20 protein-coding genes are annotated in these 26,563 nt (G+C 40.3%); 12 read left to right on the forward strand and 8 right to left on the reverse strand.

Annotated elements, in window-relative coordinates; genetic code table 11:
- Window positions 1-6 precede the first annotated feature (6 nt).
- From R3X26_RS04250 to R3X26_RS04265, 4 genes are all read left to right on the forward strand, one after another.
- A complete protein-coding gene (locus R3X26_RS04250; RefSeq protein ID WP_317715970.1) occupies window positions 7-1,911 on the forward strand; it encodes a HAMP domain-containing sensor histidine kinase in 1,905 nt (634 codons plus the stop codon).
- Between the two features lie 197 nt (window positions 1,912-2,108).
- Entirely contained in the window at window positions 2,109-7,121 is a 5,013-nt protein-coding gene (locus R3X26_RS04255; RefSeq protein ID WP_317715971.1) for a CHASE domain-containing protein, read from the forward strand.
- A 4-nt stretch (window positions 7,122-7,125) separates the two neighbouring features.
- Entirely contained in the window at window positions 7,126-8,082 is a 957-nt protein-coding gene (locus tag R3X26_RS04260) for a diguanylate cyclase (RefSeq protein ID WP_317715972.1), read from the forward strand.
- A 208-nt stretch (window positions 8,083-8,290) separates the two neighbouring features.
- Window positions 8,291-8,683: an ACT domain-containing protein gene (locus tag R3X26_RS04265; protein ID WP_317716199.1), complete on the forward strand. Its 393-nt coding sequence runs from the start codon at window positions 8,291-8,293 to the stop codon at window positions 8,681-8,683.
- A gap of 86 nt (window positions 8,684-8,769) precedes the next feature.
- Here R3X26_RS04265 and R3X26_RS04270 read toward each other — a convergent pair whose 3' ends face one another.
- Window positions 8,770-9,045 carry a hypothetical protein gene (locus R3X26_RS04270; RefSeq protein WP_317715973.1) on the reverse strand — a complete coding sequence of 92 codons (276 nt, stop codon included), beginning with the start codon at window positions 9,043-9,045 and terminating at the stop codon, window positions 8,770-8,772.
- A 275-nt stretch (window positions 9,046-9,320) separates the two neighbouring features.
- Here R3X26_RS04270 and R3X26_RS04275 point away from each other — a divergent pair, with 275 nt between their 5' ends.
- Together R3X26_RS04275 and R3X26_RS04280 are read left to right on the forward strand one after the other, a co-directional pair.
- Window positions 9,321-10,337: a lipoate--protein ligase gene (locus tag R3X26_RS04275; RefSeq protein ID WP_317715974.1), complete on the forward strand. Its 1,017-nt coding sequence runs from the start codon at window positions 9,321-9,323 to the stop codon at window positions 10,335-10,337.
- A gap of 76 nt (window positions 10,338-10,413) precedes the next feature.
- A complete protein-coding gene (locus R3X26_RS04280; protein WP_317715975.1) occupies window positions 10,414-11,307 on the forward strand; it encodes a LysR family transcriptional regulator in 894 nt (297 codons plus the stop codon).
- Window positions 11,308-11,398: 91 nt separating this feature from the next.
- Here R3X26_RS04280 and R3X26_RS04285 read toward each other — a convergent pair whose 3' ends face one another.
- Window positions 11,399-12,271 carry a DMT family transporter gene (locus R3X26_RS04285; protein ID WP_317715976.1) on the reverse strand — a complete coding sequence of 291 codons (873 nt, stop codon included), beginning with the start codon at window positions 12,269-12,271 and terminating at the stop codon, window positions 11,399-11,401.
- 336 nt (window positions 12,272-12,607) lie between these two features.
- Here R3X26_RS04285 and R3X26_RS04290 point away from each other — a divergent pair, with 336 nt between their 5' ends.
- The 6 genes from R3X26_RS04290 to R3X26_RS04315 all read left to right on the forward strand — a co-directional run bounded on the left by R3X26_RS04290 (window position 12,608) and on the right by R3X26_RS04315 (window position 19,774).
- Window positions 12,608-13,612, forward strand: a complete 1,005-nt coding sequence (locus tag R3X26_RS04290; RefSeq protein ID WP_317715977.1) for an NAD-dependent epimerase — start codon at window positions 12,608-12,610, stop codon at window positions 13,610-13,612.
- Window positions 13,613-13,744: 132 nt separating this feature from the next.
- Window positions 13,745-14,230 carry a DUF3015 domain-containing protein gene (locus R3X26_RS04295; RefSeq protein ID WP_317715978.1) on the forward strand — a complete coding sequence of 162 codons (486 nt, stop codon included), beginning with the start codon at window positions 13,745-13,747 and terminating at the stop codon, window positions 14,228-14,230.
- A gap of 138 nt (window positions 14,231-14,368) precedes the next feature.
- Window positions 14,369-16,285: a DUF4105 domain-containing protein gene (locus R3X26_RS04300; protein ID WP_317715979.1), complete on the forward strand. Its 1,917-nt coding sequence runs from the start codon at window positions 14,369-14,371 to the stop codon at window positions 16,283-16,285.
- Window positions 16,286-16,453: 168 nt separating this feature from the next.
- Complete coding sequence (locus R3X26_RS04305; protein ID WP_317715980.1) at window positions 16,454-17,881, forward strand: sensor domain-containing diguanylate cyclase; 1,428 nt, start codon at window positions 16,454-16,456, stop codon at window positions 17,879-17,881.
- Window positions 17,882-17,922: 41 nt separating this feature from the next.
- Window positions 17,923-18,741, forward strand: a complete 819-nt coding sequence (locus R3X26_RS04310) for a Cof-type HAD-IIB family hydrolase (protein WP_317715981.1) — start codon at window positions 17,923-17,925, stop codon at window positions 18,739-18,741.
- Between the two features lie 76 nt (window positions 18,742-18,817).
- Window positions 18,818-19,774, forward strand: a complete 957-nt coding sequence (locus R3X26_RS04315; protein ID WP_317715982.1) for a P1 family peptidase — start codon at window positions 18,818-18,820, stop codon at window positions 19,772-19,774.
- A gap of 197 nt (window positions 19,775-19,971) precedes the next feature.
- Here R3X26_RS04315 and R3X26_RS04320 read toward each other — a convergent pair whose 3' ends face one another.
- From R3X26_RS04320 to R3X26_RS04345, 6 genes are all read right to left on the reverse strand, one after another.
- A complete protein-coding gene (locus R3X26_RS04320; RefSeq protein WP_317715983.1) occupies window positions 19,972-21,357 on the reverse strand; it encodes an amidase in 1,386 nt (461 codons plus the stop codon).
- 21 nt (window positions 21,358-21,378) lie between these two features.
- Window positions 21,379-22,182 (reverse strand): ABC transporter ATP-binding protein, encoded by an 804-nt coding sequence (locus R3X26_RS04325; protein WP_317715984.1) that lies wholly within the window; start codon window positions 22,180-22,182, stop codon window positions 21,379-21,381.
- Between the two features lie 11 nt (window positions 22,183-22,193).
- Window positions 22,194-23,021 carry an ABC transporter ATP-binding protein gene (locus R3X26_RS04330; protein ID WP_317715985.1) on the reverse strand — a complete coding sequence of 276 codons (828 nt, stop codon included), beginning with the start codon at window positions 23,019-23,021 and terminating at the stop codon, window positions 22,194-22,196.
- Window positions 23,018-23,836 (reverse strand): ABC transporter permease, encoded by an 819-nt coding sequence (locus tag R3X26_RS04335; protein ID WP_317715986.1) that lies wholly within the window; start codon window positions 23,834-23,836, stop codon window positions 23,018-23,020. The genes R3X26_RS04330 and R3X26_RS04335 overlap by 4 nt, the downstream gene beginning before the upstream one ends.
- Window positions 23,836-24,777 carry an ABC transporter permease gene (locus tag R3X26_RS04340; RefSeq protein WP_317715987.1) on the reverse strand — a complete coding sequence of 314 codons (942 nt, stop codon included), beginning with the start codon at window positions 24,775-24,777 and terminating at the stop codon, window positions 23,836-23,838. Before R3X26_RS04340 ends, R3X26_RS04335 begins: the two co-directional genes overlap by 1 nt.
- A gap of 213 nt (window positions 24,778-24,990) precedes the next feature.
- Window positions 24,991-26,481 carry an ABC transporter substrate-binding protein gene (locus R3X26_RS04345; RefSeq protein ID WP_317715988.1) on the reverse strand — a complete coding sequence of 497 codons (1,491 nt, stop codon included), beginning with the start codon at window positions 26,479-26,481 and terminating at the stop codon, window positions 24,991-24,993.
- Between the last annotated feature and the right edge of the window lie 82 nt (window positions 26,482-26,563).

Consider the following 26,563-nt stretch of genomic DNA (forward strand, 5'->3'; position numbering starts at 1 on the left):
TCGTGTATGAAAGATATTAGCAAGCTTCCTAGAGTATGGTTAGGTAAATTCACAGCTGTGCTTATCGGATTGATTACGTTAACTATAGTTTCTGGAAGTGTCTTTTATCAATATCGATTAGATTTATTACTTACACCAACCAAGTTTGAACATGAAGCAATTCTTAATGATAGTTTAGCGACGTTTAATCGTGCGTTAGGCGACATGGGTAATAGTATTACTTGGTTATATAAAACGCCCACAGTTACTCAAGAGCTTGAACAAGATAGTGATCAGCTACATTTTAATACTGCCAAGTTAGCACAGATATTTGCCGTGTATGGTGAAAGCGTCGGTTCCCTGTTGCAAGTACGTTGGCTTGATAATAAGGGACAAGAAAAAGTGCGAGTAGATGTAAAAAACGGACAGAGTACAGTTGTCTCTGAACGATTTTTGCAAAATAAGATGACCCGTTACTATTTTAAAGAAACTATGAATACACCGTATCCGATGGTTTACTTCTCTCCAATTGATCTTAATATTGAAAATGAAGTTATCCAGACCCCTTACCAACCGACTATTCGTGTGGGTTTGCAGACAGGCAATGGCGATTCAATGCGTAAAGGTGCACTTATTCTAAATTATGACCTTATTAATTTATTCAATCAATTTCGCCACATTCACCGTGGTCAAACTCAATTAGAAATTATAGACCAATCCGGCTTTTGGTTGTTAAACCCCGATAAGAATAAAGAGTGGGGAGGTGATATTGAACAATATGCAAATAACTTATCGGTGATTGATCTTAAGCTTTGGCAGCATACGCAAGAAAAACATGAATCAAACGCTGTTCTTATCGATAACCAACTAATAAGTTATCGCCGTACTGATATAACCAGCGATAATAGTCAAAATAATGCCATTTTATTTATGGCTTTAACGCCGCCAAGTGTCATTAAAGATATAACTCGCTCTGCGTTTTACCAAACACTAATATTGGTTTGTTGTATTATTTCTATTGGTGGCTTTATTCTTTATCGTGATATGAAGTTTCAGCTGACTTTATTTAGTCTAAATAAACAACTAATTGCTGATAAAAATCAATTAAAAATTAATAACCAAAAGATGACAGAGTTATTAGAGCAGCAGCACCAACTTCAAGCAGATCTAGTCAAATCGGAAAAACTATCGGCATTAGGAATGATGGTTGCTGGTGTCGCTCATGAGTTAAACACGCCCATTGGTGCATCAATATTAGTCGTGTCAAAACAATGCAATAGTCTTAATAGCCTGCAAGAAAAATTAAACTCTGGATTAAAAAAATCAACCTTACACCAATATATACAAAATAATGCTGTTGGACTCGATTTGCTTGATACCAATTTAAAGCGAGCGGCTGAACTGATTCGTAGTTTTAAGCGTTTAGCGATTGATAGAGCGAAAGATGATGTGATCTCTTTTGAATTGGAGCAAGTCGTTGATGATTTAATTCGCTCTTTGTTTCATGAAGCAAAAACACAGCAAGTAGAGATAGTTTCACAAATAGAAAAAGACTTAACTCTTACCAGTCACCCTGGTGTGTTGTCACAAGTTCTGCAAAATTTAGTTATTAATTCACTTACCCATGCATTTAAAGCCAACCTAGGAGGAGAGATAACCATTTGTGCAAAAATGGTTCAGAATAACTTCGTTGAAATTGACTTTACAGATGATGGTCGTGGCATATCGACTGATATACTACCCAAAATATTCGAGCCATTTGTTACAACCAATCGTTCAAATGGTAATACCGGTCTTGGATTACATTTTGTGTCCCAATGGGTAGATAAGTCATTGCAGGGCACAATAAGTGTCGAGTCAAAATTAAATCATGGAACTAAATTTAAATTAGTCATTCCGCTAGATATTTCACCAATACTGCCTTCTGACTAAATAAAATAATTAGACGCTATGAGTTTTTCCGTATGATTATATCAACTTTGAGAATAAATTTGGGAAATGTGATTTATTTATTACTATTATGTCTTTATTCTAGTAATTTTGATTAATGGAAAACTTTAATAATTCCCTATGGTTAGAGTGGTTTTTCTTTATGCGTCAGGGAGTTTTATCAAAAGTCGTAAGGAATTATGAAAATTCAACAGCACTTCAAAAAACGTTACCTTAGTTATTGGCTACCTCTCTTGGTGGGCATTGTCACTACCCTGTTGGTAGCGTGGGTGCTTCATTTTCAAAATGAATATCAAATAAAACTTTACACAAATAATCTTGCCAATAATACTGAAAAATTAATCGCTGAGCGCTTCCAGCATTTTGAATATGGGTTGCGAGGCGCTCGCGGTACTATCGTCGCGGTAGGTACAGAAAACGTTACTCGCAAGCAGTTCGAAAATTATATTTATAGTCGTAATATCGAACAAGAATTTCCCGGAGCAATAGGATTCGGTTTCATACGGCGTGTTTCTCCAAGTCAACAATCTGCTTTTATAAACAACGCCCGTGAAGATGGCGCTCCTGATTTCAATATTCGATTTTTAACTCCACACGACACCGATCGGTTTGTCATACAGTATATTTATCCTCTTGATAAGAATAGGCAAGCAGTGGGGCTTGATATAGGCTCTGAAATAAATAGGCGTTCTGCTGCTTTATCTGCGGCGAGGGATGATGCACCGTACTTAACCGCACCGATTACATTAGTTCAAGCCAACAAAAAACCCCGTAAAGGTACATTAGTTCTGTTACCTATTTATGCTGATAACGTTCTTCTGAATACTGATGAAGCGAGAGAAAAAGCAGTGGTAGGTTGGTCTTATGCGCCTTTGGTTATCGATGGCGTGTTAGATGGTCTTGGTAGTTTGAATGATGATGCTTTTATTACTTTAACTAATAAAACAGAAAAAGATCCTTTTTATCAATCAACAAGCACAGCACTGGGTTACTCATTTAATCATACGGTTGTACGTGAAGTATTTATCTTAGGGCAACACTGGAAGATGGAAATATCACCTTCCAATCAAATGCTTAATCAAATAAGGCCATGGAATATTGGTGTTGCGGTTGTTGTCTGCTTAGGCATGACCTTTGTTACACTACTGACTATTAACTTCTTCAGAGCTAACCGATTAACTGACGATGAAAAACAGCATGAAAAAATTTATCAATTCAGCACTCAGAGCTTGTTGATATTTTTTGCTACGCCTAGATTCAAGCAGATGCACAGACTAGTTTTACTGTTTTTTACGTTAATTCTGGGGGTTTCATGTTGGTTAATTGTAAAAAGTCATTTTGTAGAAATAAATGATGATCTCTCAAAAAGTGATGAGTCAGTGGTTTCTGAGTTGAATAATGTTGTCAGTAAGTATCGGAAAGACGTGCTCTTCTTAGCGAACTCTTCTGCTATACATGTTTTAGAAAAATTAGAAACTGATACTGAGTTAACACTAAATAGTAAACTCGAATCACAGGTCGTAGATCAACTCGAATCTATCAAATCACAACAAAATGATGAGTCATTGAACCATTGGAATGAACGGTTGGCTGATATTTTTGAAGCATATATGTTGTCTAATATCAACGTTTATCAAGTTCGTTTTATCGAAGCTAATGGCAACTGGATGGAGCGAGTCAAAATACAGCGTGTAGGTGACGACCTTGAAATGATGACGGGAGACAAACTGCAATCTAAAGCCAGCGAAGCGTATATAACGTCAACGGTTCTGGCCGGCAAGGGAAATGTTTTTACATCTGACATGACATTGAATAGAGAGTATGGAAAAATTGAACGCCCTAGTCGACCAATGTGGCGTTTTTCTACTCCTGTTTTTCTTTCTAATGGTGATGTGTTTGGTATTGTTATTATAAATGTTGATGCCAGCAGTATTTTACAGTTGCTAGAGCAAAATATAACTATAAACACGAACTTGTATATGACTAACAGTGAAGGGGACTTTTTACTTCATACTAATAAATCTAGAGCATTCACTTTTGAATACGATAATCCTCATCGCTGGCAAGATGAGTTTCACCTATTGCCTTTATTTAAACATATAAAATTTTCTGACATTAACGGTTATTCTGGTGATACCGGTAATGTATTTGCAAAACACAGTATTTTTTCTTTTCAAGAAAATACGAGCGATCGCTTTTTTAATATATACAGCACCACTTCTTTATTTTTAGTTGCTCGGCATATCGCTATGCAACTAGGTGTTATTCTAGCGGTACTTCTTTTTGTCAGCTTAATCAATATAGTTATACAATATTGGCTTTGGTTAAACGATATTATTACTCAAAAAGATAGCTTGAATGCACAGCGAGAAGAGCAGAGGAATAAAGAATTTAAGCGGTTTAAAGGTTTATTAGAATCAGCACCAGATGCAACCATTGTGGTTGATGAGCATGCCATTATTCAAATGGTTAATGTTCAAGCGGAGAAACTTTTTGGATATAAGCGCAGTGAATTAGAAGGCGAGTCTATTGATAAATTGCTTCCTATCCAAAAGAAAGCGCTATACATAAAACAGTTAATAGAATACATACAGCAACCGCAGCAACACAGCGGGTCGAATAGAATTAAGGTTTCGGTCTGCGGTGTTAATGGAAGGCCCTTTCCCGCGGAAGTGAATTTTAGTTCGGCTGACTTGGACGGTACGTTGCTAGTGAATATTTCGGTTAGCGATATAACAGAAAGGTTAGAACAAGAAGAACAGCTTAATATTGCGTTACGTGATGCAGAATCTGCAACGGAAGCAAAAAGTGCATTTTTAGCTAATACAAGTCATGAAATTAGAACCCCATTAAATGCCATTATTGGTTTAGGCTATTTACTAGCGGAAGAGCAACTTACTTATTCACAACAACAACTTGTGGCTAAAATTCAAATTTCAGGCAAGTCTTTACTCGGTATAGTAAATGATGTTTTGGACCTTGCTAAAATAGAAGCAAATGAAATGCAGCTTGATGAAATTCTGATGGATCTACCGGATTTTTTCGACGAAGTATCTCTAGTTTTTACCAGTCAAGCTGAAGAGAAAAATCTGCAATTTAAGCTAGATATTGATCCAAACTTGCCAGAAAAAGTCATAGCAGATAGCGTTCGCTTGCAACAAATTCTCTCAAACCTTCTGAGTAATGCACTAAAATTCACCTCGAAAGGGAGTGTTTCTCTTGCGGTTAAGGTAATACCAGATATCGATGTATCCACTGCGCACGGTAGTGTAGTGGAAGAATATGTAAGCATTCGCATTTCAGTGACCGATACAGGTATTGGCATACCAGAAGAAGTACAAGCCCGCCTATTTAAACCCTTTGTGCAAGCGGATAATAGTACCGCACGTAAATATGGTGGTACGGGGTTAGGTCTTTCAATTGTGTATCAATTAGTTGACTTGATGGGCGGAAAACTTGGCGTTGAGAGTGAGGATAACGTAGTTCAAAATGTAGTGAGGGATAGCGGGGATAACGCTTATAGTAGTGATGACAAGAGTTACGATGGCAGGGATTACGAGGACAGGGGTTACGAGGACAGAGGATATGAGGACAGTGTTGGAAGCACATTTTGGGTAGAATTACCGCTTAAAATTCAGACATCTAAACAGTTGGAGTTGGAAGGACAAACAACCCATGTTCAAAAATTATTTGTCTTAATTGCTGAAGATGAGTCGAATACTCAAAGCCCGTTGCAATCTATGGCCCATGCGCTTGGTTGGCGATCTCAGAACGTTCGCACCTGTGACGACTTGACCGAAATCTATACTTCACGCAGAAATAGCAAACTTAGACCTCCCGATGTATTAATAGTTAATTGCGATGGTTCTATTGACGAGCGTTTATCCACACTCAGAACTGTTGCTTCTGAAACCGGACGTCAAAATTTTTCCGCTGTTCTGATGGTGTTAGATAATCCTCAACGTAAAGCAGAGGTAGAGGCACAAGATCAAGAACAATGGATTACTGGGTTCCTTACTCAGCCACTCAATTCATCTTCATTATTTAATGCGGTAAACGACGCAGTTGCTAAGCATTCAGGAAACTCTAAACGTGTATTAGAGTCAACTCGTACCGAAGCTGTCGATGTCCAATGGTTAGCTGATATGCAGATATTGGTGGTTGACGACCATGCTATAAACTTAATGGTGATTAGTAATATCTTGGAGAAGAATGGCGCAAGTGTGCAAAAAGCAAATAGCGGTGAAGAAGCCTTATCTTTACTCGCTAGCTCTTCAGCTTATTTTGATGCGGTATTAATGGATATTCAAATGCCTGGCATTGATGGCCTAGAAACGACTCAACGCATTCGACATGATTTAGGTCTGACCTCTTTACCCGTGATAGCACTTACTGCAGGAGCACTATTGGAAGAACGAAACCGTGCGTTTGATGCTGGCATGAATGACTTTATTACTAAACCGATTACGCCATCGGAAGTGATTAATGTGTTGCGAAAATTGGTTGGAAGCCACAAAGATAACGCCGATTTAAATTTACCTGCAGAAGAATTAGCGTCAGGAATAAATGAGTGGCCAAATATAATTGGACTGAATATCAATAGAGCTAAAGAAATGTTGCTTTATGATAAGTCATTGTTTTTGAGAACATTAGATACCTTAGTGTCCGATTACTCTGATCTAGCAGTAAGGCCTAAACGTAGCATAGATTATCCGGAGTCCAAGGAATTACGTTTACAAATTGCCTCGCAAGCCCATAAACTCCGCAGTGTTTCCGGCACAGTTGGCGCAGAAAAAATACAACAGTTAGCAGAGCAAGCTGAAAATGCTTTGCGTACAGAGGATAAACCAGCGTATAAAATCTTAGATGAATTGGCGTCGGAATTACAAACGCTCGACATCAATTGTTCTGATATTTTGAAAGCATGGCAACAAGAACAACTCGATATAATGGACACATTATCGAAGCGCGATATGGTGCCACTTGACATTGAAACGGTATCGCATATTTTAGGGTTGTTAGAGGTGCAGGATATGAGCGCTTTGGATGAATTTAATCAATATAGTGGTTCCTTTAGAGAAGCTATAGAAGATGAGCACTTTTTCGAGCTCCAGGATAGCCTGATAAAGCTTAATTATAAGAAAGCTATTGTTATCCTTTCTTCTCTTAAAACCAGCATGATGGCAAGATAATCATATGATTAATATAAATAGTGAACTTGCGGATATTTTAATTGTAGATGACGATAGATCGGTTGTTATCGCGCTTAATAAAGCATTACAGCCAATAGGTCGAATTCGATTCGCTTCTGATGCCAATCAAGCCTTCGAAATGATTGCTCAAAGTCCTCCAGATTTGATTTTACTCGACGTAGAGCTTCCTGACATCAATGGATTGGAAGTGTGTTCTATTTTAAAACAACGCAGAAAAACAAAGGATATTCCAGTGTTGTTTATTACCAGTCATACTGAAATCGACTTTGAAGAGAAAGTTTTCGATGTCGGAGCTGCTGACTATATTGTTAAGCCATTAAACCCAGTTGTGGTGCTTGCCCGAGTTCAAACTCATTTGAATTATCAACGAGCTATTACTTTACTTACTAATCTTGCGAGTACTGATAGCATGACCGGTCTAGCCAATCGCAGAGCTTTTGATGAGCGGCTATGTACCGAGTTCAAACGTTGTAAACGTGATAAAAGTGCGTTGACTGTAGCAATTTTAGATATCGATCAGTTCAAAAAATATAATGATCACTTTGGTCATCTAGAAGGCGATGAGTGTATTCGCATAATCGCATCAACGCTAGAAAAGCATGTTCGCAGGCCTGCCGACTTTGTTGCAAGATATGGTGGAGAAGAGTTTGCTTTAATTCTGCCCAATATAGATTCCAATGGTGCACAGGTTTTTCTTAACGAATTATTGAAAAGTATTACGGATTTGAGCATTGTTCATGCTCCTAGCTCTATTTATGATGTGGTTACCATTTCTATAGGCTTTAGTTCTTGTTTGTGCTGCAGTGATGAACTGGATATTAAATCATTTGATGGCTGGGCATTGGTAGACTCTGCTGATTCTGCTTTATATGAGTCTAAGCAAAACGGTCGAAATAAAGTAACCTATAAACCGGTTACAATCGATTTGGTAACCGATTAATTAAACGTCATCTTATTTAAATAGAGGCATACGGAACGCCTATTCTATTAATAAAACCCATATGTATTATTCTTATTAAATCAGTTATTTTAATTAGAGATTAAAATTATTAATTTTACTTATGTGATGAGGCATTTTATCGTAGTTACACTCCAGCAACAAATAAAGCATAGTAACGATAAAACACTTAAATCACAGGATAATAATGATGGCTGCAATTACAGACTTAGATATTTTATTAAAATCTATGTCACCAGAACTTATTGATGGAAACTACGTTTTTTGCACGGTTAATGGTCCATTATCCGATTATCTAGCAATGGAACCGATTGCCACGTTTCGTGAACAAGAAGGATTAACATTGGTTGTTAAGGAAGAAGTGGCGACTGCAGGTCAGTTAGAGTTTGATGCCGTGTTCAGCTTAATTACCCTTTCGGTGCATTCCAGCTTAGAGGCGGTGGGTCTGACGGCTGCATTTGCAAACAAACTATCTTCATACGGTATCAGTGCCAATGTTATTGCAGGTTATTACCATGACCATATTTTTGTGCAAAAAGACAAAACAGAGCAAGCTATGAGTGCACTAAAAGAGTTTGCTTAGTTTTGACTGCCGGTTTAGCAACGTTTAACCAAGTAGGCGGCTTGACAATACAAGCTATTAGCTATTCACAATAGCTAATAGCGCTTTCAGATACGATTATTTCTAATCAGTGCTCTTTTGATGTTTTTACACATTTTACCGAAGGTATATAAATCAGCAAAGGTAGGAGATATACCTCTGTTTATTTGATGTTGCCAATAGCCGATTTCGGAATCGACCATTTCCATCAGTTTTTTTGGGCAACCGATGCAGGTATTGTCTGGACCGCATTTGAAGGTATCTTCTCGATAAAGCGGAAATTCAATTTTTACCGCATCTATAATCTGCTGCATTGCGGTTATTCTATCTGGCTTTTTAGACATCACAACTCCTCTGAGCGACCGAACTTCATGTATCAATGTTCGTTATTATATTCGCCTTTAAATAAAAAAATCTATCCCTCCAAATAGTTAGCTGTTCACGCTAAGAGTATGTTTGTTATTATTCAGTGAATAGATGAGTCATTAGCTCTGTGCCCATAGAATAGTTGTGCCCGTATAGCTAGATAGCTATAGTAGGCAACTTATTTCACAAATATAAGAGCTGATAAGTGAGACATTGCGCTTGATCACCTTAGTAACTTAGTTGGGAATTCATCATGGTAAAAACGCGCATTTTAATCTCTGACTCCACAAATCCTTGGTTCAATTTAGCAGTTGAAGATACCATTTTTCGTTCCATGCCTGCGGATCAACGCGTGCTGTTTTTGTGGCGTAATGCTGATACGGTTGTCATTGGTCGCGCTCAGAATCCATGGCGTGAATGTAAAACCGAACAGATGGAACAAGATCAAGTTAAACTTGCACGCCGTCAAACTGGCGGTGGCGCCGTATTTCATGATTTAGGTAACACTAATTTTACTTTTATGGCAGGCAAGCCAGAGTATGACAAAGTTATTTCTACCGATATTGTGTTACGAGGTTTAGCCAAACTAGGTATTAACGGTGTCGCTAATGGACGCAATGACTTAGTGTTGGAAGACGAGGCCGGTATTCGCAAATTTTCGGGGTCTGCTTACCGGGAAACACTTGATCGCGGCTTTCATCACGGAACCTTACTACTTAGTGCTGATTTAAATCGTCTTGGTGATTATTTGAATCCAGATGAAAAAAAATTAAAAGCAAAAGGGATCACATCAGTTAAATCACGCGTCATTAACCTCGACACGGTTAAGCCTGACATCAACCATTCTCAGGTATGCGAGGCGATAATGGCCGCGTATCTTGAGCATTATCAAGCCTCTGTTGAAATTGAACATATTTCTCCAGAACATTTTTATGATCTGCCTGGGTTTGAGGAGAAATTTGCCTCGCAAAGCAGCTGGGATTGGAATTTTGGCCAAACACCACCGTTTACTCACAAGATTGATGAACGGTTTACTTGGGGGGGAGTGGAGATATTGCTGGATGTTAAAAAAGGCACAATTGAACAAGCCAATATTTTCAGTGATATGCTTGACCCTTATCCTATGGAGCAGTTAGCTGAACAATTAATTAGCACTCAATATAAGAAAAATGAAATTGAATCTTGCATCGATAAGTTAGCTGGAACACTGCCTCAGTATCAAGAGCAGCTTGGTGATGTTAAGCATTGGTTTATTGGGCAAGTTGATTAACAAGGCAAGTTTGATCAGTAAGACAAGCGATTTACAGGTAAGTTGATTAACAACATATGGTGAGTTTTTATAATTAATGACTATGAAAGCAAATTATTCTCTTGATGATTTACGTTGTTTCTGCGCTATAGCGAAACTCGGTAGTTTTAAAAAAGCCGCCGCATGCCTTAATATGCCGTTGTCGACGTTGAGTCGTCGAATACAGCAATTAGAGAGTGATTTGCAACTGAGATTACTCAATAGAGATGCACATAGAGTGACTCTCACGCATATTGGTAACCAGTATTACCACCGCTCTTTTGCTTTATTCGATGAACTAGGAAAAATAGGCCAGCAGCTGCATCATGAAAAACATCAACTAAAAGGTAAAATTAGAATAACGGCACCGATATATTTTGGTCAGCAATTCCTAAAATCTATTTTTTACGATTTCTTATTACAATATCCAGAAATACAATTGGATTTACGTTTTTCCAATAACCTAATAGATATTGAAGAGCAAGAAATTGATATCGCGTTCAGAATCAGGAATCGAAAGTTAGAGAATTGGGTTATTCGCCAACTGAAGTACACCCGCAACATATTATGTAGCCATCCCGATCTATGTTTAGACCATGTACAGCACCCTAACCAGTTGCACGGTGTTGAAAAAGTCGTTTGTGAGAAACTACTACCCTGGCAATTAGAAAATTGCACCACCGGAGAAACTTATAATTACCAGCCGCAGCAGCATATTAGGTTAGAGATCGATGAAGTTCTAATGATGACTCAAGCCGTTGCAACAGGGATTGGTATTAGTTACATACCCGATTACTTAGCGTTACCTAGGATTGAAAAAGGGGAGCTTAAACGCGTTTTGCCTGAATGGCAAAGTGCTGAACAGTCGTTTGCAATGCTTTATCGAGACCGAGAAAACCTGCCACTTCGAGTAAAATTGTTAGTTGAATATGTACTGCAGAGATTATCCTAACCCACTGCAGTACCTATTTATTGCTATCATAACGTTTATAGCTAATCTTATGTTTATAATTAACAACCTTGTTTCGAGTTAATTAGTGGAATTACTGGCTTAAACGTAATATGACGATACCGATCAGCGCAGCAGTTAAGCCAATCACCTCTTGGCGACTAAATGCGTCTTTCAGAACAACTCGAGTATACAATAAGATAATAAGAATATTCATTGCCGAAATAGCAGACACTAAGCCTGTTGTACCAAGTGAAAACGCCGATAGGATAGCGACCATACCTGCGACATTGGAAAGGCCTACAACCATTCCACAACCAAATGTCTTAGTATCTGACCAACGGGGGCGGGAATCGTGAATATTACTGGTGTTTAATTTCCTTTTTTGTAACCAGTTAATTGCAAATAATAGACTACCAAAACCAAACATAAGCGTTAACGTAGCAAAAGTATCGGCCTCAAGTCGTGTCGATTGCTTGCCCAATAAGTCATTAAACGCAAAGAAAAGTGCCGCAAGTAATCCCCATTGAGCGCCCTGTAAATTACGAAACGAAATGTCATTAGAATAACGTATTGTGTATAGCCCAACAAAAATAATACTAAAGCCGACTAGTTGTTGAGTGGTGAGCGTTTCGTCCCAAAACATAAAGGCCAGTAATACGACAAATAATGGTGGTAACCCGGATAGAATACTAATAAGAGAGGCTTTACCAACAGAGAAACCCTTGTGTAAAGCAGAATTCGCCGAAAAAGAAGCGAAGCCCATGGCGAGCCCAACAATAACATCGGACCATGTATACCATTGTTGATTGAGCAGATACATTCCAATGGCACTACAAATAAAGCCGACAAAAAACACACCAAATAACATCAGATTACGGTCTAGATTTTTTTGTGATGTCCATTGATACATTATTCCTCTTGCACCAAAGAACAAAGCAGCTAACAGAGCATATACAATCCACATAATTAATTACTATTCCTTATATTAACGTTGCAGTTGAATCAATAGCTTAGATGATTAGTACTATTATTCTGCAAAACAGAACCGCTAGTATATTTTATTTAACAACATAAGAAACCGCCGTAAATGGGATAACTAATACCAATAATGGGATTAATGTTAGTTTCTGTAAAAAATGAATCGCAGTGCTGAGAAATAGTCACGGTTTGAAGAGTTTTCTCACTTCGTCAATAGCGAGGGTAATGTTATAGTACGGCGATGTAAAAAGGATAAACTTAAACAGTTCGCAGATGGAATTTAATAGACGCGATTTATTTGGTTGAGACTAGGATTCGAATAATGAAATATTTAGTAACAGGAGCCGCAGGCTTTATTGGTAGTGCAGTTGTTGAACAGTTAACAGCACAAAATCATGACGTTGTCGGCATTGATAATTTAAATGATTATTATGATGTAAACCTAAAAACAGCTCGGTTAGCAAGAATAGAACACGCAAATTTTCGTTTTATTCAAACCGATATTGCTGATAGACAAGCGATGGAAGCCTTGTTTAGCGATGAAAAATTTGACCGTGTTATACACTTGGCTGCTCAGGCTGGTGTACGTTATTCAATAGAAAATCCACATGCTTATGCCGATTCCAATCTGGTTGGTCATCTGAATATACTGGAAGGTTGTCGTCAAAATAAAGTGGGTCATTTAGTTTATGCCTCATCCAGTTCAGTTTATGGTTTGAATGGTAAGACGCCATTTGCGACCACAGATACGGTTGATCACCCTGTTTCTCTTTATGCTGCTACTAAGAAATCGAATGAACTCATGGCGCATAGCTATGCTCATTTGTATGATATCCCGACTACTGGTTTAAGATTCTTTACCGTTTATGGTTCTTGGGGACGCCCAGATATGGCACCATTTATCTTTACTAAGAAAATACTGGATGGTGACACGATTGATATCAACAACAATGGCGATATGTGGCGAGACTTCACTCATGTTGACGATATTGTGCAGGGCGTAGTTCGTATAGCGGATGTCTTACCTACTCGCGATCCGTCATGGACAGTCGAAACAGGCTCACCAGCAACCAGTTCTGCTCCCTATGCGGTATACAATATTGGTCACGGTTCGCCTATTCGATTAATGGACTTTGTTAAAGCTATCGAAGATGAGTTAGGTATTGAAGCGAAAAAGAACTTCCGCGAAATGCAACCCGGTGATGTTTACCAAACGTATGCCGATACAGATGATTTGTTTCAAGCATGCGGCTACAAGCCTAGCGTGACAGTCAGTGAAGGTGTAGCAGAGTTTATTTCATGGTATCGAGATTTTTATAATAAATAACGAGTTAGTCAATATAGTAATCCACGATATAATGATTACTGGATAATATAAAGATGACATTCTACATCAAGTTAAGCTATGCTTATTGATGCTCATAAAGAGTTAATTAAGTTGCGTATAAGGATATAAATTATGAAAAAAACGTTATTAGTTATGGCTGTTCTTGCTGCTGCTCCTTTTTCTAACGTGGCGCTAGCTGATCAAGATATTGGTTGTGGTCTAGGTTCTATGGTGTTTGCTGGCCAAGAAGGTAAAGTATTTAAAGTACTTGGTGCAACCACTAACGGTACATCTGGTAACCAAACCTTTGGTATCACATTTGGTACTCTAGGTTGTGATGGCACAGGCCCAGTGACCTCTTCAGAAAAACTAGCGATGTTTATCGATGGCAACATGGATAATTTAGCTCGTGATATGGCAAAAGGTGAAGGCGAAACATTGTCTACGTTAGCCGCTGTATGGGGTATTGAAGAAGCGGATAAATCTGAATTCAACGCTGTTGTACAACAAAATTTCTCTGAAGTGTTTAAATCAGAAAATGTGACTTCTGATGAAGTTCTTGTTAACTTAAACACACTGATCGCTAACGATTCAGTACTTGCTGACTACCGTATTTAATAAAACGATTTTAGTACTTTTAATCTTTGTTGATCACATCAGTATGTTAAGTGCTCCAACGGGGCACTTTTTCTTTTGTTTATTTTTGATATAAATGAACATAATATAGAAAACTTCAATAAACCATCACGGTATATCATGATATCTTCGCTTTTTGGCCGCCTTGTTTCATTGTGTTTTTTACTACCATTTTCTGTTTCTGCTTTCAGTGCTTCTGTCACTACTATTTCTGTTTCTAATACGTCTGAGATTAACGCGCCTAAGGTATTTGACCACAACAAACAAAACATTGAACAGTTAGCCAATCACTCTTACTGGTTGAAGTTAAACCACTACTTGGATAAACCGATTCGTGGGCCAGTAAGTACCATTCAACAAGGCGATTTTTTTCTTGCTGCGAATGGGAAAACATCACCTTATTCTGAACTCGTTGCCAGCATCGAAGCGTTATACCATCCCGATATTGACATCGCGACTGCAGCGCAGTGTAAATATCCTGCCCGTTATACTTGGCTAGAATCGCTACAGGGCAGGCAAGCGCAACTTAACTGTCCCGAATTAGAAGAGTGGCGTGATGTGATTGATCCTGAAGGATTAACACTGGTGTTTCCTACCGCTTTTATGAATAACCCTTCTTCAATGTTTGGCCATACATTATTACGTGTTGACGCCAGAGATCAAACTCGTCATAAAGAGTTGGTCGCCTTTGCCATTAATTTTGCTGCCGAACCCGAAACACAAGATAACCCCGCTTTATTTGCAATAAAAGGCTTAATCGGCAGCTATCCGGGGCGGTTTTCGGTTGTACCATATTATCGAAAAGTTCGTGAATATAACGATATGGAATCGAGAGATATTTGGGAATACAAACTCAACTTGTCTCAAGAGGAGGTAACTCGAATATTGCTGCATTTGTGGGAGTTACAAAGCGCTGAGTTTGATTACTATTTTCTTGATGAAAACTGTTCTTACCAACTGCTTGCGTTACTAGAATTAGCCAATGATGACTTATCACTTATCAGTGACTTTCCTTTGCAAGCAATACCGTCTGATACGGTAGACACGTTAGCCAATAATAATCTTTTACATGTGCCGAAGTACCGAGCTGCATTTGGTACACGTTTATTACATCAAGCAAATCAAATTGAACCAAGTCTTTTTGATGCGGTAGTGCAGGCAAAAACAGGTGAGTATCCAAAAGCTGAAAAGTATACACCGAGCGAACAAGCCGCAATTCTTGAATTAGCGTACGAATGGCTCAATTTTGAATTGTACGACCAAGCATTAGCACGAGATCCTGCAGCCAAACAACTGACACAGTTGTTGATACAACGTAGTAAAATTAATGTCCCATCTCCATTTTCATCGGTGCCGGTTCCGGAAGTCTCTCCCGAAAAAGGGCACGGTTCCGCTCGGGTTGGTCTGGGCTTGCAAACGAATAAACAGATAGCAGACAAAGCAACATTTGAATGGCGCGCGGCTTACCATGATCTTTTTGATTCGCAAGCCGGCTTTATTCCCGGAGCGCAAATTAGCTTCCTAGATACTCAGTTGAGTCTTGATAAAAATGATGAAACTCGTCTTGATAAGCTTTATTTATTGGATGCAATGGCACTTGCACCCAGTAATCAGGTGTTCGATAGTTTGGCTTGGAATATACGTACTGGATTTGATCGCCGTCTTACCGATGATAAGCAAGCCGGACGAATCTTTGTCCAAGGTGGCACAGGAAAAGCTTGGGGACGTTCCGATGGCTTACACCTTTACACCTTGTTCTCAAGTGAGATCAGCCATGGTGAACTGACAGATTATGATATTACGCTAGGCCTAGGTGTCGAAGCGGGAATACTGTACCAAATGACTCATGATCACCGTATTGGGTTGCAAGGCAACTATTTATCTTTATTCGATTCAAAGGTAAAGCAGGACACGGCAATGACTGCTACTTGGCAATGGACTTTGAATCGACAGGTCGCGATTCGTAATCAAGTTCAATACCAACATTGGTATAAAGAGGATATTTCCGCCAAATTTACCGCTTATTTCTATTATTAAGTGGTCGGTTTGTACTTTCATAATAAATTATTTTATCGGTGAGCATTTTAAATCTGCGTTAACTAGATTTAAAGTGTGATTAAAATCACATAAGTATTAGGTTTGGTCAATTGATGCCTGATACATGCATTAAGATACATAAATTCAATTGTAATATTAATTTTATCAATGACTCATACTCGACTTACCTGGCTACTTGTTAGCTTAATTTTATGTGGTTTTATTATTACCAGTTTTGTGAGTTATCAGGTTGCACACGAAACATTAGAAGAGCAAATAAAGCAAGACTCTCTGCCTCTCACTAGCGATAATATCTATTCAGAAATACAACAAGATCTTATACGGCCAATTTTTATTTCTTCCTTGATGGCTCAGGATACGTTTGTCCGAGATTGGACGTTATCAGGTGAAGTCACTACCGACAAAATCGTTCAATATCTCAACGAAATAAAGCAACAATACGGAACCGTAACCAGCTTTTTTGTGTCGGATAAAACCCGAAATTATTACCATTATAGTGGTATTTTGAAGCAAGTTTCGCAAGACGATCCTGATGACGCTTGGTACTTCCGAGTAAAGTCACAGGATCCTGGAATAGAATACGAAGTGAATATTGATCAAGATACCGCCAACAGAAATGATATTGTGGTTTTTGTGAACTACCGAGTGTACGATTTTCAGCGTCGATTTATGGGAGTGATTGGTGTCGGTCTTAGCTCAAATGCTGTTGCGGGGATTATTGAAAAATATAAGAAACGCTATAATAGAGAAATTTATTTTATCAATGAATTGGGCGAAGTGACGCTGCATGGCTCGCAACCATTTAGTTTTAACACTATTCAAGAAAAAGAGGGATTGCGATCGCTGGCAACACAGATTCTTACTACACCCAGTATGAGTGGCTCTTATTCTGCTGAAGGCGATGAGTTTTATATTAGTAGTCGCTGGGTAGAAGAGTTTCAGTGGTATATTATGGTTCAGCAAAAAGATACCTTCGATAAACGCAGCTTTATTACCACGTTGTTAAAAGATTTTTCTTTAAGTATTGCGGTCGCATTTCTTGTTTTATTGGTGATCCATTATAGTGTCAAAGGCTATCAGACTCGGCTAGTTAAGATGGCTCATACCGATAAATTGACAGGTATATCTAATCGTCAAGCATTTGATGATATTGTGGTTAAAGAATCTAAATTGAGCAACCAATCGGGCAAACCACTGTCAATTGCGCTGCTGGATATAGACCATTTTAAATCGGTTAATGATAGTTACGGTCACCAAATTGGTGATCATGTACTACAGCGTGTTGCTCACGCTTGTCAATCACAACTAGAAGGTCTTGGCCATATTTGTCGCTGGGGAGGAGAAGAGTTTATTATTCTTTTGCCCGATTGTAATGTAGAGCAAGCTATCACAAGCTTAGAAAAACTCAGACTAACAATAGAAAATCAATCGGTTAAGCCAAAGGTTACCGTGAGCATTGGAGTGGTAGAGCGGCTAGGAAATGAAAATATAGATTCATTGGTGCATCGGGCAGATATTGCCATGTATCAAGCGAAAAAGAATGGACGTAATCAGATTTTCAGTGACAATGGCTAAGTGTATCTTAAATATCGACCAACAGCAGGGTGAGGGAAATTATGTTAAAAGTGTTAGCGCTTGATTTAGATGGAACAATATTAAATAGCGATCATAAGATCCACCCTGATGTTAAAGCCGCGATCATCGAAGTAAAACAATCTTGCCATGTTGTACTAGTGACAGGACGCCATCACACCGCGGTTAAGCCGTATCATGCAGAATTGAATTTAGATACGCCGGTAATCTGCTGTAATGGCACCTATATTTATGATTTCGTTAATGATGAAATCGTTTCCCAAAACGCTGTACCACATAACATAGCCAAACAGTTTCTAGAATTAGCTGAACGTAATCAAATGAAAGTGGTGCTATATGATACACATTCCATGGTGTATTCACGTATTAATTCACCGGATTATATTGGTGCCATGCAACGTTGGGCAGAGAATTTTTCGACGCAAATGCAACCCATGATCCGACCAGCCGAATCGCTACAGCAACAAATTGACGCCGCTGAGTATGTTTGGAAATTCGTGATTGAAGGCGAACCAGAAGCGATAGAGCTTATGCAGCAGTCCGAGCTCGTTACTGAGCATTTTTCGGGTGAAAAATCATGGTCAAATAGAGTGGATTTTGCTTTAAAAGGCAATAATAAAGGAATACGTTTAGCTGAATACATCGGTCAAATTGGTTATCAACCGAATCAAGTTATGGCGGTAGGCGATAATCACAATGATATTTCGATGCTAAAGCTCGCTGGATTAGGTGTCGCAATGAAAAACGCGGATGACGCAGTAAAAAATATCGCTGATTTAGTCTGTGATAGTGATAATAATCAAGGTGGTTTGGCGGATCTTATCCGTGACAGACTCAAGTGATTTTTGGAAGAATTAGGGATGAGTTCAACCGAAATTACTACTCAACAACATGAACATACAAGCAAGGAGCTAAGTTATGCGTGATTCAATTTGTGATGTGCCCGGAATTAAGGTTGGACACGCTCAAGACGACATAGGTGGAACAGGATGCACCGTTATTCTGCCAGATAATGCCGCCGTTTGTGGCGTGGATGTCGCTGGTGGAGGTCCCGGAACGCGAGAAACCGATGCACTCAACCCCGTCAATTTAATTCAAGGAGTGCATGCCGTGTATCTTGGTGGTGGCAGTGCTTATGGGCTGGCCGGGGCAGACGGTGTAATGGCATGGTGTGAAGAAAACGGCAGAGGTTATGATGTGGGCGTGGGGGTTGTTCCCATTGTTCCTAGTGCCGTGCTTTTTGATTTGCCAGTTGCGGATTATCACGCTAGACCAGATAAGAGCATGGGGTATCAAGCCTGTGTAAATGCTAAAACTGACGAAACTCGTTGTGGCAATGTAGGAGCAGGAACGGGGGCGTCGGTCGGTAAAACGAAAGGCATGGATCTGGCGATGAAAGGTGGGTTAGGGACCGCGAGTATGACCTGCAATGGCATTGTTATCGGCGCGATTGTGGCAGTAAATAGTGTAGGTGATGTTATTAACCCTATGTCTGGAGAGATTATTGCCGGTGTATTGAACGACGATAAATCAGGGTTTGCAGGAGCAATGAATGTTTATAAACAATTGCTCGGTAGTGGCGATGAATCTAAGGTCACTGCATCTAATACAACCATCGGTGCCATCGCAACCAATGCTTCTTTGACCAAAGCTCAAGCCACCAAAGTATCTATGATGGCGCATGATGGTTTTGCTCGTGTGATTAATCCTATCCATACGTTACACGATGGCGACACCATATTTACTTTGTCGACTGGGGATAAAAAAGCTGATGTTTCTATGCTAGGCGCATTGGCTGCTGAAGTCATGGCTACTGCGGTCATTAGAGCGGTAAAAGCGGCAGAAACACGCTATGGAATTAAGGGCTTAGGCTAGGGTTTTATAGTTGGGTGAGTGTTAACTTATTAATTGGCTGTTTATTATTTTAAGCGACAAATCATTCTAGATATTGATTAATGATAGAGTACGGATTTTACATAGCTTAATTGTTATAAATAGCGAACAGGTTGATAAGTTAACACTCACGGTTTTATGCACGGTTTATGGTCGCGCTTTGGTTTAACGTATGCTGATTAGAGCTCTGGCCAATTAGTGATAGCTCCGCGCCAGTTTTCATACGCTTTTGCTAGCGCAATTACTTTTAAATCTTCAAATTTTGCGGCAACAATTTGTAAGCCTATCGGCATTCCACTTTTCGAAAAGCCACAATTAATAGAAGCAGCGGGTTGTTCTCCCATGTTCCAAGGCATAGTGAAAGCAATATGTTCAAATGGCTTTTGTGGATCATTGGTAGGGGACGCCCAATCGGCTGGATAAGAAACATTCGGGTTAACAGGGGATAAAACTGCGTCAACTTGAGTAAAAATATCGGCACAAGTGTTACGCATTTCCATGGTGCCATCGAAGCCTTTCACGACATCAAGAGGGTTGGCATCGCCACCAGTTTTTGCCCACTCATAAATATAAGGTAGGATAAGTTTCCGTTTCTGCTCAGGTAACCCTAGCATGGTATTCCAGAACCGAGCTCGCCAAAATACGTCTAACCCATCAAGCTGTTCGCGTTTTAATATTGGACCTAACTCAATAATTTCCGCACCCTCGGCTTCAAATTGCTTGGCGGCTTGAATGACCGCTGCTTTTACTTCTGGTTCTGGGTCTATGCCACAGCCTGCATCTAGAATTAAACCAATTTTCATACCGCGCACATCTGCCGCTGGAACGTTCCATTGTAAATTCTCATACTTAACAGAAGTGGCATCGCGATGATCAGGACGAGAAATGGTTGGCATAACCATGATGGCATCATCAACCGTACGCGTCATTGGGCCTGCTGAACGGCCAGTATAATAAGGATAAATTGGGATACGACCTAATGTTGGCTTAAAGCCAAATAAGCCAGTCCAACCTGCTGGTAGGCGCACCGAACCGCCGATATCTGTCCCGATGTGTAATGGGCCTAATCCTGCGGCTGCGGCTGAGGCTGCGCCGGCCGACGACCCTCCGGGATTTTGAGTTAAGTCCCATGGGTTGCGGCTTAAATGGTGAAAGGTGGATAGTCCTGAAGAAAGCATGCCGTAGTCTGGGCAGGTCGTTTTAGCAAAAATAATGGCGCCATCTTCTTTTAAACGAGCGGCGGTGGGAGCATCTTCGCTTGCAGGAGTTTTATCACTGGCAGCCGTGCCTAAAGGAATAGGGTCGCCTTTAGTGGCGATGAGCTCTTTTACCGTTACTGGAACGCCATCTAATGGGCCAACTGTTTGTCCTTTGTGCCAACGAATGGTCGACTCTTCTGCTTGCTGTAAGGCTTGTTCTGGTTTAAAAGCGTACAGCGAGCATATTTTAGGTTCGATTTTTTCAACTTGGTTTACTAACCAATGCATGTACTCTGATGGACTAGTACTGCCATCTTCATAAGCTTGTACAAGAGCGCGAGTATTGAGTTTAGAGAAATCAGTCATATTTTTAACATCCATATTAAATTAAATAACTTGGCGACCTTTTCGGCCTATGGTATCCAACGTTAACTCAGCAGAAAGAAGACGTTTGGTGTAATCTTTGCTTGGATTATCCAGTACTTGCCTAACGGGACCTGCTTCTACGATTTTGCCTGATTGCATTACCGCAACACTGTCACAAATTGCATCGACTACGCCAATATTGTGCGTGATAAACAGCACAGAAATACCGTGGGTATCGCGCATCTTCAGAATCAATTTAAGTATCTGTGCTTGAACGGTAAGATCGAGTGCCGAAGTCGCTTCATCTGCAACCAATAATTTAGGTTTGGTGATGAGTGCTCGGGCTATTGCGATACGTTGACGCTGTCCACCAGAAAATTCGTGTGGATATTTGTCCATGTCCGCAGCCGATAAGCCAACCTCTTCCAGTAAAACACCCACTCGTTCACGTAACGCTTTTCCTTTAGGTGCGTTTTTTTCTAGGTGCAAAGGCTCTGCAACTATTCGGCCTATTTTATGCCGAGGGTTGAGTGAGCCGTAAGGATCTTGAAAGACCATTTGAAAGTTGGCTCGCATGCGACGTAAATGGGCGGCTCGTTGAGTGAAGATATCCCAATTTTCGAACAAAATGTTGCCCTCAGTGGGTTTATCTAAAGCCATTACAATACGGGCTAAAGTTGATTTCCCCGATCCACTTTCGCCGACCACACCTAAGATTTCGCCTTTATTAATCGACAAGTTGACATCATTTACCGCTTTAACTGTGGTATTGCCAAGCTTGAATTCTCGTGTGAGACCAATGATCTCTAGTAATTTTGAGCTCATATTTTGTCTCCTTAATTGGCGGATTCTGCTGTGAAGTCACTACGAACAGAGTCACTACGAACCCGTCTAGGTTGTGCATCGATTAATTTACGTGTGTACGCATGGCTTGGTTGACGCAATATCTGTTCAGTCTCTCCTTGTTCTATCTCATCGCCTCGATACATCACTAGCGTTCGATCGGCAATGCGGGCGATTACCCCTAAATCGTGAGAAATTAAGATCAATGCGATACCGAGTTTACTAACCAAATCGTCTAGAATATCGAGGACTTCTGCTTGGACTGTCACGTCTAGTGCTGTAGTTGGTTCATCGGCGATAAGTAAATCTGGTTCCAGTGCCAGTGCAATAGCGATCCCGACACGTTGTCGTTGGCCCCCTGACATTTCATGCGGATAAGAATGAGCTTTTCGCTTTGCATCAGGAATCTTAACCATTTCTAGTAGTCGAATAACTTCAGCATTGGCCTCTGAGCGACTAATATTACGATGCAGTCTCAATCCTTCTGCTATCTGACTGCCAATTTTCATTGCTGGATTTAATGCGGTCATCGGTTCTTGGAAGATCATCCCAATTTTAGACCCTCGCAATGCGCACATCTGTTGTTCTGATTTTGACAATATATCTTCACCATTGAACAGAATCTGACCGGAAGCTTGTGCGGTTTTTGGCAGTAGTCCGATGGTTGCTAAGGACAACACTGATTTGCCAGAACCACTTTCTCCGACTATTCCGAGGGTTTCTCCTTTAGCAAGAGAGACATTAATTCCGTGTACGACTTCGACTTGTTGGCCATTGTCGTTGTTAAACGTGACTCTTAGGTCTTTAATATCAAGCATCATGTCGATTGTTTCCGTCTCGGATCAGTTAAATCTCGTAGTCCATCACCCAATAGGTTTAGTCCTAGTACGGCAATACAAATAACTAAGCCAGGGACAAAAACTAGATGAGGAGCAGTTGAAAGATAGGTTTGAGCATCGGCTAGCATACGGCCCCAACTTGGTGTTGGAGGCGCAATACCTAGACCGAGAAAGGACAGACCTGCTTCGGTCAAAATACCAAGTCCAGTCTGGATAGAAATTTGCACGATAATTTGTGCAGCAATATTTGGGATAATGTGTTCAATGGTTATTCTAACATGGCTCTTTCCTGCCATACGTGCCGCGAGTATGTAGTCTCTAGCCCAGATCTGTAGCGCAGCTCCGCGGGTTATACGAGTGAAAACCGGAATCATAAACAGGGCTATAGCCACAATAATGGTTACTGGTCCGCCACCCAGTATGGCTGCCAATAATATAGCAGATAGAACTGGTGGAAAAGCAAATAGCACATCGTTGACTCGCATGACTAATGATTCGAATACACCACGTTGTGATGCTGCGGTTACACCGAGTACCGTGCCAATAAATCCACCAATGGCGATAGCAGAAAAGGCGATACCAAGTGAGACCCATGCTCCAGTCATGATCATGGATAATTCGTCTCGACCAAAATGGTCGGTACCTAGTAAAGCGTCGGCTCCAGGCGGACTTAATCGGTTTGTGATGTTAATTTGTGTTGGGTCAGCAGGTGTCCAGAAAAGACTTAAAATAGCAGCACTGACCAAAATAAGCGTGATTAACCCACCAATAATCAGAGACCAAGAATAGTGTTTCATTATCTGCTCCTCAAGCGCGGGTCTAGTATGGTATAGAGTGCGTCGACGATGAAATTAACGCCCATAACAATGGCGGCAAAAAATAACACAACGTTTTGAATGACAATTAAGTCTCGTTGCGCTAAAGCTTGATAGGCTAGCGTACCCATGCCAGGTAAGTTAAATACGTTTTCAACTAACACTGCGCCAGCAATCAATACTGATATTTGCATGCCTAACATGGTTACAACAGGAATGAGTGCATTGGGCATCACATGACGCCAAAGCACGTGACTAGGAGTGGCACCTTTCGCTCTTGCTGTTCGAACGAAATCCTCGTTGATGACTTCAAGTACCGCCGCGCGCGTTACTCGAGTGAGTACCGCCGCTTGTGGTATAGCCAGCGCAATCGATGGTAAAACCAATGCTTGTAAGGACAGCGCAACGCTGGTGTCCCATCCGGGAAAACCGCCTGAAGGAAACCAGCCAAATGTGAGTGCTATACCTAAAATTAACAGTAAACCTATCCAAAAATTTGGTACTGCGATACCAATTTGAGAAAAGAATGAGGCAAAAATATCAACCGCACTGTTTGGTTTAGCTGCCGCCAACACACCTAAAGGAACCGATATAACGACTGATAACATAATCGCAATGGCGGTCAACGGTAGCGTTACCGCAAGGCGTTCACTAATGAGTTCTGAGACTGCGGTGGAATAGGTATAAGAGTTACCCAGATCACCTTGCAATAAACCGACTAACCATACGCTGTAGCGAGTAAGAAGAGGTTGATCTAAGCCTAGTTGGGCTCGGAGCGCCGCTAAGGTATCGGGTTGCGCCGACATACCTAAAATAATTTCAGCAGGATCTCCAGGAACGGCTTCCATGATCAGAAAAATGACGAAGGAAACGATAAGCAAGGTTATTAATAACCTGGAAAAAGAGTGAGTAATATGCCGCATGTATATTTTTATCCTTGGGCTCTAGTCTATTGTGAGCATTGCTTTAGTTTGGCGACCAGTTTGTTGGTTATTTGAGGTTGATCGGTTCTCTCTCCACTTGCTATCTCAAGTAGAAAGAGAACTCACGACTCTGTTTGATCGATACTCTAATAAGGATTAGTAATTCGAACAATGATTAGTCATTCGTATAATCAGAAGTCATTCGCATAACCACTAGTTACTCCAATAAACGTCGGTTAGGTCATTGGAAGGAACAGGTTCATTAGTCCATAACCCTACTAAGTCTTTTTTCCAAATACCGATTTTAGGAAAAGCATATAGGAATAGGGAAGGCACATCATTTGCCAGTATTTTCTGCGCTTGTTGGTAGCCAGCAATTCGATCTTCTTCTGTTGTCGAGTTGGCAATATCAGCCATCACTTTGTCGAAATCCGGATTACTATAATTAAAGTAGTATGGATTTCGAGCATAAATACCAATATCAAGCGGTTCGGCATGGCCAATAATAGTCATATCATAATTGGTATCTTTAAATACATCTTGTACCCATTTAGCTGGAAACTCAGAGGATTCAATGTTCATTGTGACACCAACCATAGAAAAATAAGCTTGCATAATTTCAGCTGCTCTTTCGGTATATGGGCGAGTGGGTACTTTCATAGTGAAGCTGAAACCATTTGGGTAACCCGCTTCGCTGAGCAGTTGTTTCGCTTTTACTGGGTCATAAGAATAAACGTTAGTAAGATCTTGATATCCAGCATCCGACGGTGAGTAATGGCTTCCTAATGGTTTACCTAACCCTTCGCTAGTTGCATCGATAATTGCTTGGCGATCAGTGGCTAACATTAAAGCTTGGCGAACACGAATATCATTGAATGGCTTTTTGCTGTTGTTCATACCAGCAATCACTTCCATACTGGTTGTGCCGATTACTGTCTCGAAAGCACTATTATTTTTAAATTGGCTCACAAGCTCCGGTGCACTAAATTCTGGCATGGCGTCAATCCCACCGGAGTTAAGTGCTGCAGCTTGCGCTTGTGGGTCACCAATAAAGCGAAACGTTACTTTGTCTAGCTTCGCCGCGTCACCCCAATAATCAGTGTTTTTAACCAAGGTAACTTGGTTGCCTCTTTTCCATTCGGCGAAGCGAAATGGACCGGTGCCGATAGGGTTAGTCGAATTTGATGCTTCGCTGGATGGTTCTACCATTACCGCAGCAGGGAAGCCTAACCAATAAAGTAGGTCGGAAGACGGGGTGGAAAGTTCAACAACCAAGGTATCTGAATCGGGAGCCGTAACTTTTGTTATCGTTTTGTAGAGCGATTTTTGTGGATTAATTGAATCGGCCGACAATAATCTGTCTAAAGTGTATTTTGCAGTTTTAGCACTAAATTCGATGCCATTCTGAAATTTAACATTATCTTGCAGGTCAAAAGTATAGGTTAGCCCATCTTCAGAAATAACCCAGCTGTCTGCAAGTTCAGGTTCAATATCGCCGTCTTTGTTTATTGTTACTAATCCTTCAAATAGATTTTGCCAAACCACTTGACCAATAGCCACAGGTGCAGCCGTTGTTGGATCGAGACCGGATGGTTCAATACTCATACCGAGAACGAGGTCGGTACGCGAGGCTGCGTTTACCGTGTTGCTTGCAAGCACACCGATAATTACAGTGGCTAAAAAAGAGCGAATATTACAAGTCATAAATTGGATTCCTTTCCGAGGGTTTATAAAACATGTCATTCTGTATGTCTACCATGCCCGATAATTAAGTGTAAATGCAATG

It is taken from the genome of Vibrio sp. TH_r3, from assembly GCF_033101115.1.
Lineage (GTDB): Bacteria > Pseudomonadota > Gammaproteobacteria > Enterobacterales > Vibrionaceae > Vibrio.